This window comes from Parabacteroides sp. HGS0025, from assembly GCF_000969845.1.
Classification (GTDB): Bacteria; Bacteroidota; Bacteroidia; order Bacteroidales; family Tannerellaceae; genus Parabacteroides; species Parabacteroides gordonii.
Genome location: NZ_KQ033902.1, coordinates 503846 through 515632 on the forward strand (window position 1 = coordinate 503846; position 11787 = coordinate 515632).

Genomic DNA, 11787 nt, shown 5'->3' on the forward strand with positions numbered 1-11787 from the left:
GGATATTATTGATCCAGGTCGAATCCCGGAGTGATAGTTTCTTCTGTCCAGGGAGCAATGGTTACATGAACCAATACGTTGAATTGAATATTTTCCAGGTCGTTGTCCAGCATCGGAATCAACTCGACTTCCATATTATAGATAGTGCCTGCTTTGAAATCGGCTGCTGTCATTTCGATGTTCACATTTCTTAAATACTTCACGATGTTGGCGAAACGAGCCGTGTTAGCCAGTGCCGGGTTGAATACGGCTAAATCGGTAGATGCCAGATTGGCTATATTTAAATCGGCCAGATCGAGATGGATTTTAGGTAATTGATCACTCGGGAAAATATTGAATGCATAACTCTTATCTGCCGGAAGTGTAAGAGGTAGATCTTCATAGCTACCGCCTGTGTATTTACTGTAGCTGGCATAAGCGGCTGCATCTACGGCTGTAGGTTGGTTGAAGAGCCATTTGCCTTCCAGAATATTATTTACGGAAGATGCATTGTTATACAAGTCTGCAATGCTGGTTGAATCATGATAGGTGGTATAAAAGTTATTCAGATAAATACCTTTCAGTTTCGGATCGAATCCTGTCCAGCTAACGGTTGCTTGTTTCTGGCTACCGCTAATTACACGCGTAAATTCAAAGGAACCGCTTGGTTTAACAATAACTTTCGTGATCTGTAAACGGGCTACGATCGGCTTAATAGTCACATTCGCCGTATACGTTTTACCTGAAGTGGGATCCGGGTCTATCGGTTCGCTTACGATTGGTGTAAGATCTTCGTCAACACCAAAATACAACACTTCGGAACCCTGCTGCTGCGCGAGCGTAGTCGTTATTTGATTATCTGTAACGGCTGTGCCCGGATTACCGTAAACATATACTTTAGATATGGTCTGCGGTACGTTGATAAATTTATATCCTTTATCCGGATTTACCAGCTTTTCCCAGTTGGAATCTGTGGTTGCATCTTTAGTGATAGTTTCTGATTTAACAACGGCTCCGCTGGCATCTGTCAGGTTGATAAGCACACTGTTTACGTTCATCGTATCTTTGGTGAGAAAGTTTCCGGCTTCTGTAGCTCTGGTTTTTACTCCCGATATTCCTGCCAGTGATACAGATATTGATTTTGTCCCTTGATTATTATCCGGAACGAGTGATTCGTCGTCGTTACAAGCGAATAATGCGGAAGCTGCAAATAATGCTATAAATAAATTCTTGATTTTCATAACTTTTTTGAAATTAATGATTGATACTCTGTGTGGAAGTCTTTCCTCCCTGCCTGTCATTAGTGGTCTCTATTGCTCCGGCAAAGCATAAGAATGGCCGTACATATAAAAGTATATGTATATTTTTATGAATATATTTCTTGATATCTCCTTTCTATTTAAGGATGTAGATGAGGCTTAAACCTGCTTTGGTTGGCCCGAAGTAGTTCCTGTGGCCGTCTTTGATTTTAGAACCACATTTACCGCATGGATATTTATCATAATCCAGATAAGCATAGCCAACACCGATCGTTGCTTCCACACTTAGCCGTTTACTTAGTATCCAGTGGTAACCGTATGAAACTCCGGCACCATAGAGGTTGCCTTGATAACGGTGGTCTTTCAACCCCAGCATCTTGATGCCGCCAATGTTGTATTCGGCATAATGTGCATGAAGTCCGAAAAAGTGTCCGTTAAACCGCTCGCAAGTCCAGTAGCGTAGTTCGGGTTGAACTAGCCAGTGTTTGAGCTTTCTGCTATCGGAAAATGTCCACGGATTGTAATTTCCCGACAGGTCGAGTGTAAATTTATCGGATAGTCCTATTTCAATCCCCAGGTTCGGGGTTGTAGTCGCCCAATATAATGCGTTTGTCTTGATAGCGAAAACTGGTAAATGGTTCTTATTCTCTTTTACTTGTGCTGCTATACCACTGACAAATGCATAAATAATGCATATTATCAATAATCCTCTTCTCATCGTACTTTTTACTCACTAATTGTTAAAACTCTCTGAAGAATCTCCCTTTTTTGATAACCTTCTAAAAATCTAATGTTTACCCTTTAAGATTCTTGCTCTCTTTTGAATTAAAACAAGCGTGATTCAGATAAGTTTTGGAAAGTGTGTAGAATAATATATTTTGACGTAAAATTAAACTTCGATGATACTATTTAAGGTTAAAAGGGTTCGAAACTTACATAGTCGTCCCCTAAATAGCCGGATAATTCATCATAATATATATGTAGGTCGTCAAAGTAAATATAATCCCCATTGTCATATTCCATATAAATAGAATCAAAGTAATCATCATGCCATTCCCAATAGAATTTATATTTAAATTCTTTGAAATCACCAGGGTAATCGCTGAAATAACGTATGATTCTTTCTTCCCCTCTGCCATTGGAATGGAAAATAAGTCTTTGTTCGCAATAAAATCCGTCAACATCATAATAGTCGTCATACCATCCGGCGCCATTGCAAAGAATATATTTCGGATCGTCTATATGATCGAATGGTTTGTCTACACAACTATTAAATCCGCAAAGTATAGTTAACAGGAATATCAAACTGAGTATATTTGTCTTTTTCATGACGGTTATATTTAATAATAGCACAAATATAACCTTTGTTTTCTAAATAATGCCATCCTTCCCCTTCAATAACATTTAATTAAGGAAGAGAAAGGATGGAGTAATAAGTTATTCTATCGGCAACTCCTTGTCTTCCGTAGCATCCCATTTCCCGCTATCTCCAATCGTTAACTGGAATGTGTTATCCGGTTCATCCGTTTGTGGTCTCGTATATAGAATTCCGGTGTAGCGGATTGTTTTATTAGGAGCGGGGAGGATATCAGAGACTGTTCGCATGCGCATAACTGTGTTACTTATATCTGTAGAAGTAAGAACTACCGATATTTTGGTATCTCCATCAGGAACAAAAGAGAGGAATGAATGGGAGGTGCCGGATTGCAATTTATCTTCTTCCGTGAATGAATGGATCAAGTGATACGGAGCGGAGGAGATAAACCCTTTCCCGGTTTGTATATTAAAACATCCCGGATAGTTGTCGACGGTTATTTCGAACGTTTTGATATCGTCTGGAACCGGATCGGACGCACGGAATTCTATCTTGCCAATGATCCGTTTCAGGGATATGTACTCATTAGTTACCTCATTTTGCTCGACGATAAAATTTTCAGAATGATAGAAAGAGTCTGATACTTCATCGAAAGACAGGATATTCTCTGAAAAGGTAATATATTCTGAACTGTGAGCTAAAAAACAAACCTGATAGTTTCCTGCCGTTAGGGTATCGTAAACAATACCAAAATCTTCCCCGGAATCTATATTATATGTACGGTGTCGGATCGGTTCCTGAGGATTCTCCTGTTTGAATACTACATATTCTATATGTGAACATAAATCACTCAGTTCCTTTTCGGGATTATCTTCACCGGGAACAACCGGTTCGGGAACCGTGTTAGGCGGCATACTGCGTGTAGGGGAGAAGGGAAGCACCTCCTTTTGTAGTTGAACACTAAATTGTACCGGAAATAAATTCTGTACAATTTCAATTTCGTCCGAAGCCGGACTACTACAACCTGCAAACCAGAATATGCAGGCTAATGCATACAAGTCTTTCTTTTTCATAGTGAAGGAATTGTTAATGATAAAATCTACACAAAGAAAATACTTATTTTGGAAATTAAAAAATATTAAGTAGATAACTTATGGATTTGTAGGGAACTTTCCTAGTTTTGTAGAAAACAGACTCAATGTAATAACCTTAAAATTAAAAGAAAATGGCACGTCCTGTAACATTATGCACCCTGCAATGGGGTGACTTACCTCTGGAAACAGTTTGTGAAAAAGCGAAAGCTTTCGGATATGACGGATTGGAATTGGGTTTGCCCAATCATCTGGATGTTCGTCGCACGGATCAGGCTTACTATGACGGTATAAAAGAACTGTTGGCTAAATATGACCTGAAGCTTTTCTGTATCTCGATCCATTTGATCAGCCAGGCGGTTTGCGATAACATCGACCAACGGCATAAAGCGGTACTTCCCGATTGTATCTGGGGAGACGGCGAACCGGAAGGCGTACGCCAGCGTGCAGCCGAATATATGGTGCAGACAGCCCGGGCCGCAAAAGCTTTAGGTATCGATGTGGTTGCCGGGTTTACCGGTAGTCCTATCTGGCAATGGCTTTATTCGTTCCCCCCAGTAACGGATCAGATGATTGAAGATGGTTATGCCGACTTCGCCCGTCGTATTACCCCGATCATGGATGAATATCAGAAGCTGGGTATTCGCTACGGTCTGGAAGTGCACCCTACGGAAATCGCTTTCGACACCTATTCAGCCCGTAAGGCGTTGAATGCGTTGAATAACCATCCTGCGTTCGGTTTCAATTACGATCCGAGCCACATGGGGTATCAGGGGGTAGATTATGTAGATTTTATCAACCAGTTCCCCGACCGTATTTTCCATGTTCACATGAAAGATGTTTACTGGAGCGATATCCCGAAGCAGATCGGCGTATTCGGCGGTCACTCAACCTTTGGAGACTCCCGCCGCTATTGGAATTTCCGCAGTATGGGACGTGGTAGGATTTGTTTCGAAGAAATTATCCGTGCCCTGAATGATATCAACTACCAGGGGCCGTTGTCAGTAGAATGGGAAGATAGCGCGATGGATCGCGAACATGGTGCGCGCGAATCCTGCGAGTTCGTTAAACAGGTCGATTTTCAACCTTCAGGACATGCGTTCGATGCTTTCTTTGATAAGAAATAGTAGATGATTTTTAACGGATGTGGATTTCGTAGGTAGCAGGCCAGATGCAAGAATTATTATTTGTCGTTGTAATGACCATAGGCATTAACAACAAGTACATCTATTCTGTCTTCACGTAATTTCATATACCAGACGGTGTTTGTCTGTTATCCTGCGAGACCACATTCCAGAAAGATTACCTCGTAATTGCTCCGGTTTTCCTGTTCCTGTTTCCGGATGCTCCATAAGTTCTACAAGAACTTTACCAACTTCTTATACGCAGACGGTTCATTCCTTTTTAACAAACGAATATCTTCTGTTGCATCATCTGTGTAACTTAAATCATAGCTCATAGCTTTTCCAGGAGTTTGAATAATTCATCCTTTCCACTGACTGTAGTTATTTTCCCTTGCATTGCTTCTTCTCGGGAGTGTTGGATACGTTTGATATTACGAGCGTCAGAAAAATAATTGTCTCCAGATGGACTAGGGTTGTTCAAAGCCGCATCAATAGCATTTGCTTGTTTTAAGATTATATTTTCCATATACTTTTTCAAACTAATACCTTTTGCAGCAGCAGCCATAGCCAGACTACGAACAACTTCGACCGGAAGATCAACTGCCTTCCTTTGTTTTAAAAATTCTGTTGTTTCCATATTCAAAATGTTTTGATACAAATATATGTATTATATACATAATATGTAATATGATTATTATGCATATAATATTATTTTAACTCAAATGTCAAGCTGTTTTTCTATTTGACAAAATGACACTAGTATGGTTGTTGATATTTTTTAACATACTAAAAGAAAAGCGTTAAGGCGAAATAAGAAACAAATAGTAACTTTGTGAAAGAACAGAAAAAGGTGGCTCGACTGCCGGATAGCAATATCCGGTGGGCGGGCCTTTTTGTTTACATCAATCAGTAAACCTTACATCGATACATCTTCATTGCTTGTGTACTGTGCTGTTAACCTTCGGTGCTTCAAGTGTAAAACAACTTAAAAAAAGAAAGACTCATGGAGTATAGAATAATCAAATTCGGAATATATGCGTCGGTAAGCAGCGATATGTACTTCTTATCCGGCGGCGTTGCAGATCATAACAGTTTTATCAATCATAACAAATAAATAAAAAATAAGCATATGAGCATAATTATGAACCGAGTATACGGCCATACAGAACTGGCCATACTGTATTTTTCCGGAATATTAGCAAAATCGGCATCTTCGCAGTTGTCTTCATGGATCAATCGTGATGAAGACCTATTGACGGAGTTGAAGAAAGCGGGTTACAAAAAAGGCCAGCGTATGTATACACCCCGTCAGGTGGCTATCCTGAGAGATCACTTAGGTGACCCCGAAACATGGAAAGGATGTTAAAATAGAAATAATAATTAATGAAGCATTTAGGGCAATGGTAAAAAAGGCCGTGGTTTAACTCTATTTTAACAGATGTACGTGCGCGTACATTATATGTGTATAGAAACTAGAGAAAAAACCGGTACAAGATGTGTAATAACGCATTTAAGGTATATAAAACAAAAGGTAGAGCTGAAAAAATGAGTGGCTAGAAAAAACGATCGTTTTAATTCGTCAGCAAAGTTACTCATAGTTTTCAAACCACCAAAGAAACCGATAAAATTCTTTCCCTTCCTATCTTCTTTCTTATCAATAGAATACGAAAGTCTGTACAAAAATCCCGTTTCGAGTTACGAACAGATCATGACCAAAATTAAATGACTAGAAAAAACGATCCTTTTAGCTCGCCATTTAACAAATGGCAACACTTGTGATCGATATGGGTAGGCTTTTAAGTAACACTATTATTAATATTAAATTTTAAATTATGAACAAAAAGATTTCTACACTACTGGCGGCATTCCTGGTTGCTGGTTTCTCTTACACGGTAGAAGCTGGGGTGGTGAAGGTTTCCAATCCTGTAAATGGGCGGACGTATGTAGTAGCCGAAGATGGATTGACAACTTTGTCTACTAATACTAAGGATCAATTGATGAATAGTTCTTCTGCTCCTGCTTTTACAAACAACTCAAGTAATGCTGCAGGTGCTACGACAACTGACTACTTATGGTCTTTCCTTGGAACTGAATCTGATTTCAATTTAGTATTTGCACCAAACAACTATTTGGAGTATAACGCAGTTGTAGCACGTTATAATACGGTTACTTCTGCTAATACTGAGTGGTCGTATAATGCAGCTACGGGTATTATTTCTCTGAAGTCTGATGGTACACAACAGATTAAACGTGATGGAACTCCTGCTACCACTACAGTAGGCTTTGATGCATCAGGTACACCTCTTTACTTCTATGCCGTTACCGAAAAGGTTGCAGATGTAGCTCTTACCCATTTGAAGTTTAACGGAAAATGGTTGATTGCTAAAAGTGCTACAGAAGTAGAATTGGTAGATGATGCTACACTGGAAGCTTATAAGACGGCTAATCCGACAGCTGCTCAGTGGAAAGTTACTGGTGGCAATGGTTACTATGAGTCAGTTTCACAGACTAGTAATTATCTGAAAGTAGCTGCAGGTGCTTTTGCATTAGATGCATCAACTAGTAATGCTACAGTCTTTGAAGAAAACGCAGTTGAAGGTCTCTTTGGTGCAACAGCTGCTACTGGCGAATTTGAACAATTAATCCAAACAAACACCGGTGCTATCCAATTAAAAGAAACTCCTGCTACCACAGATGTTAAATTGACATTGGAGCGTGCTGAAGTTACTCCTTCTGCAGAAGCTGCTGCTTCTATTACTGTAGATGGTATTACTTATGGTCTGGCAGAAAGTATTTCTAATGAGTATTATTTGCTGACAAGTAAGAGTGCTGTTGGTGCTTATTATATTTCTCAGAAAAATGATAATACGGTACCACAAACTGTAGCTATAGCTACTGCTCCTGATAAGTATGCCTATTGGAAAGTATCAGGAAACAATGTTAATGGCTATACTTTCAAAAACCAAGCAGGTGTAACACTAAAGGTGGATGGAGTTTCTTCATTTAAATCAGAGAATGCATATAACAATGGTTTTATTGTTTATGGTTTAGGCTCTGATGGTACAACTAAGAACTATTTGGATTTAGTTGTTGGTGGAACATTGTCTCTGGCTTCAGGTTCTACAGATGCTGATAATGTTTTCGGTCTTTACAAACTTGGAGATTTGGCTTTCTCTGCCGGAGAACTGACGACTGCTTACAATACGTACTTCGATTTGTTACTGAAAGATACAGAAAATGGAACAGATGATTTGGAAGGTAATCCGTTTGCTGACTACAATCTGGTGCCGATGATGATTGTAGACATAAAAGATCCTGTTTCAGGTGTACATTTGTATTATGATCTAAAAGTAGCTACAAGCAATGAAACTTCTTACTTATTCAAGAGAAGTGATGGTTTCTACATAGTATTGGATCAGGACAAAACATGGTCGAAAGCCGGTATCAGCAACCATGTAAATCAGGGTGGTTACAAATTCGATATCTTATCTGCCGACAACATGTATAAGTATATCAATGGTAATGCTGCAACTGAATTACAGAAGCGTAATCTGGCTTACACATTCCAGGTAACTCACGCAACTTTGCTGAATGATATCAAATCGATTTCTGTTATCGACAAAAATAACAAGTCTAACTATCTGGTGACTTTCAATGCAAATGGAAAGACTTATCTGACTGTTAATAATACATTGAAGAATGGTGTTTACGCTGCTCTGCAGAAAAAGACGTTAGTTCATGGTAGCGATAAAGACAATAATCCGTTGAATGATCGTTATGTAAATATCTCATTCGTAAATCACGAATCAATTAAATATACTACTGAAAACAATTCAAGTGCAGTTCTGAACGGTAAAGTTTTGGGTATGGATCGTCCAGGAGCTAATGCTATGCCAATGGATGTTGCTAAATTCCTGGCTAGCAAACCGGAAGGACAGTGGTTCGTTCGTATGACTAATATCGGTAACAAGACAGCTCAAGAGTTGAAAGATGGTCAGGAATTGGATGAAAATCAGGATGTAGCCTTTACGTTTGTAAACCGTGAAAATCCGACAGTTACTTATAGTGTTGCTCGTATGTTTGCTTTGGGTAACAATAAGTATGCAGTTGAATACAACTACGGTACTTCTTTCAGTAAATATGGTGCAGGCCGTGATACTTTGTCTATCACTCCGGTTGATATTGATATGAATGCCCGTCAGATGGATGGTTACAGAGATTATAGCGACGAAGAAATTCTGGATACAGAATATCGTTTGGCTGTAGCTTCTACAAGCGATGTTAATTACTATGTAACAGAAAATCATGCAGGTCGTCACCTGTTAGGTTTAAGCAAAGACGTAGAAAATGCTACTAACTGGAAGCTGGTTCGTATGGATCGTGCTCGTCAGATGGACAAAGATGGTTACTTTAAATATGCAACTGATTCTGTATATATTGTAAATCATCCTCAATATTACAAGAATGGCAAATATTATGCATCCAACGATACTGTAGCAATGGTTGCTTACGCTTTGCAGAATACAGCTAATGGTGAATATATGACTTATGAATATCCTCAGAAAGAAGATATCTTGTCAATGGTTTGCTGGCCTAATTCTGAAAACTATGTAAAACATTCAACAGAAAAGGTTGCCAGCGAAGGTGTATTGAATAGCGTATTCCGCTTCGTTATCAAAGAAAAAGCTGATGGTAAAGTTAATTTGCTGGGTGTTGTTGGTTCTGAAGAAGGTAATGCAAATTACTTTGTGAATTTGAATAACAAATTGTATGGTGCAACAACTGAAGGCAATGGTGCAGTTCAAGTAGAAGGTGCTTATACTCAGATTAATTCTAACGATTTGTTTGATATCCAGAAAGTAGAAGCTCCTGAATATGTAAAGAAATCTCAAGGTGATGTTATTCGTATCTTCCGTGAAGAAAACGATCATGATGTAATGTATGAAAAAGGTGAATTCCTGAACCTGGGTAATATTGCTCAGTTGACGGATATGGCTCCCGGTCTGCAGGTTGATACAGCTTATGTGAATCGTGGTCATAACAACCGTTACCAGTATCTGCTGGTTGTTAATCCGAAATATGTTCCGGCAGAACCTTGTGATATTCCTGGTCACCCGACTATTCACCCGGATACAACTTATGGTCGCTTCCTGGTTAATATGATTGACTCTGCTGTTTATACAAATAAGTATGGCGAAATTCATGCTAACAAATTCATTAACGATAAGGAAGCTGATGAGACTTATGTTAAGTTAGGATTTGTTTGGGGATACCGTACAGGTGACAAACTTTACCTGACTGAAGGACAAAAGTTCAATAAAGTAAAATCGGTTATCGACCTGAACAGCCGCGATTTCAATATCGCTAAGTTTGCATTCCGCTATGTAAATGCCGCAGCTAACGACGAAAACGGAGCATTCAAGATCCAGACTCGCTATGTAGATTACAATTCTGCAATCAATGTGAAAGATCAGAAAGACCGTCGTGAAAACAACAATGGTTACCTGAAGACTATCAATGGTGTAGTGGTTGTTACTGAAGGTGTAGCTCGTGGTGAGGAATTCAATCTGGCTGCTGAGTCATCAGCTCCTACAGCTAACGATGGTATCAGTACTTCTGAAGTATCTGTTATTGCCGGTAGCGGTATCGTAACAATCAAGGGTGCTGAAGGCAAGACAGTAGTAATCGCTAATGTTCTTGGTCAGACAATCGCCAACACAGTTCTTTCTTCCGACAACGCTACCATCTCTGCTCCTGCTGGTGTAGTTGTAGTAGCTATCGAAGGTGAAGCAGCTGTAAAAGCAATCGTAAAATAATAGAAACTATTTATAATCAATAAATTTAAATTTGACTGCGCGGTGATATCGGACAAGAATCAACTAATTACCCCGTGAGGGTGAACAAGCAGTCGTATTAATACTAAAGTAATGAAATAAAGTTCTTCTGTTCAACCTCTGTGAAGAGCAAAAACAGACAAAAAGGTAAGCCGTTCCAACTAATTGGTTGGGGCGGCTTTACTTCGTTTATGACCTCATAACTTTTCTTTATAAGCTACGGCTGGATTTTCAGCAATTATAATTAACTTTGCGGTTGGTTGAAAAGTAAAAACTAAAGTATGAAGAAAATTAGAGCCGCCATCGTTGGATATGGCAACATTGGAAAGTATGTGTTAGAGGCCCTGGAAGCTGCTTCTGATTTTGAAGTGGCAGGTGTTGTACGTCGTAATCCGAATGACGTACCGGACGAATTGAAAGCTTATGTTGTAACAGACAGCATTACAAAGTTAGATAAAGTAGACGTTGCCATCCTTGCAACTCCTACACGCAGCGTTGAAACGTACGCAAAGGAAATTCTTGCATTAGGTATCAATACAGTGGATAGCTTCGATATTCACGGCGGTATCGTAGACCTGCGCCGTTCGTTGGATGCCGTAGCCAAAGCACATAATACAGTAGCTGTAATTTCTGCCGGATGGGATCCGGGAAGCGACTCTGTTGTACGTGCCCTGCTGGAAGCAATGGTTCCGAAAGGTATTACTTATACAAACTTCGGCCCGGGTATGAGTATGGGACATACGGTTGCTGTGAAAGCGATCGAAGGCGTGAAAGCCGCGTTGTCAATGACTATCCCGATGGGTACAGGTGTTCACCGCCGTATGGTATATATCGAAGTGAAAGACGGTTACGATTTCAAGCAGGTAGCTGCTGCTATCAAAGCTGATGATTATTTTGCACATGACGAAACACATGTAATGCAGGTGGAATGTGTAGACAACCTGCTGGATATGGGACACGGTGTGAACCTGGTTCGCAAAGGTGTTTCCGGTAAAACGCAGAACCAGTTGGTTGAATTCGATATGAAGATCAACAATCCGGCTCTTACAGCCCAGATCCTTGTAGCTGTAGCCCGTGCAAGCTTCAAACAGCAACCGGGTGCTTATACAATGATTGAACTGCCGGTGATCGATATGATCTGCGGAGAAAGAGAAGACCTGATCAGACGACTTGTTTAATACAATA

General features: G+C 39.8%; 10 protein-coding genes. 4 read left to right on the top strand and 6 right to left on the bottom strand.

The window, feature by feature from the left end:
* Positions 1-5: 5 nt before the first annotated feature.
* The 4 genes from HMPREF1212_RS01710 to HMPREF1212_RS01725 form a co-directional block, all read right to left on the bottom strand.
* Positions 6-1220 carry a hypothetical protein gene (locus HMPREF1212_RS01710; RefSeq protein WP_046148210.1) on the bottom strand — a complete coding sequence of 405 codons (1215 nt, stop codon included), beginning with the start codon at positions 1218-1220 and terminating at the stop codon, positions 6-8.
* A gap of 154 nt (positions 1221-1374) precedes the next feature.
* A complete protein-coding gene (locus HMPREF1212_RS01715) occupies positions 1375-1956 on the bottom strand; it encodes a DUF3575 domain-containing protein (protein WP_046148211.1) in 582 nt (193 codons plus the stop codon).
* A gap of 197 nt (positions 1957-2153) precedes the next feature.
* A complete protein-coding gene (locus HMPREF1212_RS01720; protein WP_046148212.1) occupies positions 2154-2567 on the bottom strand; it encodes a hypothetical protein in 414 nt (137 codons plus the stop codon).
* A 108-nt stretch (positions 2568-2675) separates the two neighbouring features.
* Positions 2676-3626 carry a hypothetical protein gene (locus tag HMPREF1212_RS01725; RefSeq protein ID WP_046148213.1) on the bottom strand — a complete coding sequence of 317 codons (951 nt, stop codon included), beginning with the start codon at positions 3624-3626 and terminating at the stop codon, positions 2676-2678.
* 152 nt (positions 3627-3778) lie between these two features.
* On the opposite strand from HMPREF1212_RS01725, the gene HMPREF1212_RS01730 reads away from it, so the two are divergent.
* Positions 3779-4771, top strand: coding sequence for a sugar phosphate isomerase/epimerase family protein (locus tag HMPREF1212_RS01730; RefSeq protein ID WP_046148214.1), 993 nt, complete (start codon positions 3779-3781; stop codon positions 4769-4771).
* Positions 4772-4882: 111 nt separating this feature from the next.
* Here HMPREF1212_RS01730 and HMPREF1212_RS27080 read toward each other — a convergent pair whose 3' ends face one another.
* Together HMPREF1212_RS27080 and HMPREF1212_RS01735 are read right to left on the bottom strand one after the other, a co-directional pair.
* The gene (locus tag HMPREF1212_RS27080; RefSeq protein WP_198293248.1) at positions 4883-4996 is read right to left on the bottom strand and encodes a type II toxin-antitoxin system YoeB family toxin; all 114 of its coding nucleotides are present in this window, start codon (positions 4994-4996) and stop codon (positions 4883-4885) included.
* A 103-nt stretch (positions 4997-5099) separates the two neighbouring features.
* On the bottom strand, positions 5100-5405 hold the full coding sequence (locus HMPREF1212_RS01735) for a hypothetical protein (RefSeq protein WP_046148215.1): 306 nt from the start codon (positions 5403-5405) through the stop codon (positions 5100-5102).
* 492 nt (positions 5406-5897) lie between these two features.
* Between HMPREF1212_RS01735 and HMPREF1212_RS01740 the strand changes: the two genes are divergently transcribed.
* The 3 genes from HMPREF1212_RS01740 to HMPREF1212_RS01750 all read left to right on the top strand — a co-directional run bounded on the left by HMPREF1212_RS01740 (position 5898) and on the right by HMPREF1212_RS01750 (position 11780).
* Positions 5898-6134, top strand: coding sequence for a DUF4248 domain-containing protein (locus HMPREF1212_RS01740; protein ID WP_046148216.1), 237 nt, complete (start codon positions 5898-5900; stop codon positions 6132-6134).
* Between the two features lie 466 nt (positions 6135-6600).
* Positions 6601-10584: a DUF6383 domain-containing protein gene (locus tag HMPREF1212_RS01745; RefSeq protein WP_046148217.1), complete on the top strand. Its 3984-nt coding sequence runs from the start codon at positions 6601-6603 to the stop codon at positions 10582-10584.
* A gap of 299 nt (positions 10585-10883) precedes the next feature.
* Complete coding sequence (locus HMPREF1212_RS01750) at positions 10884-11780, top strand: diaminopimelate dehydrogenase (protein ID WP_028729786.1); 897 nt, start codon at positions 10884-10886, stop codon at positions 11778-11780.
* The last annotated feature ends 7 nt before the right edge of the window (positions 11781-11787 follow it).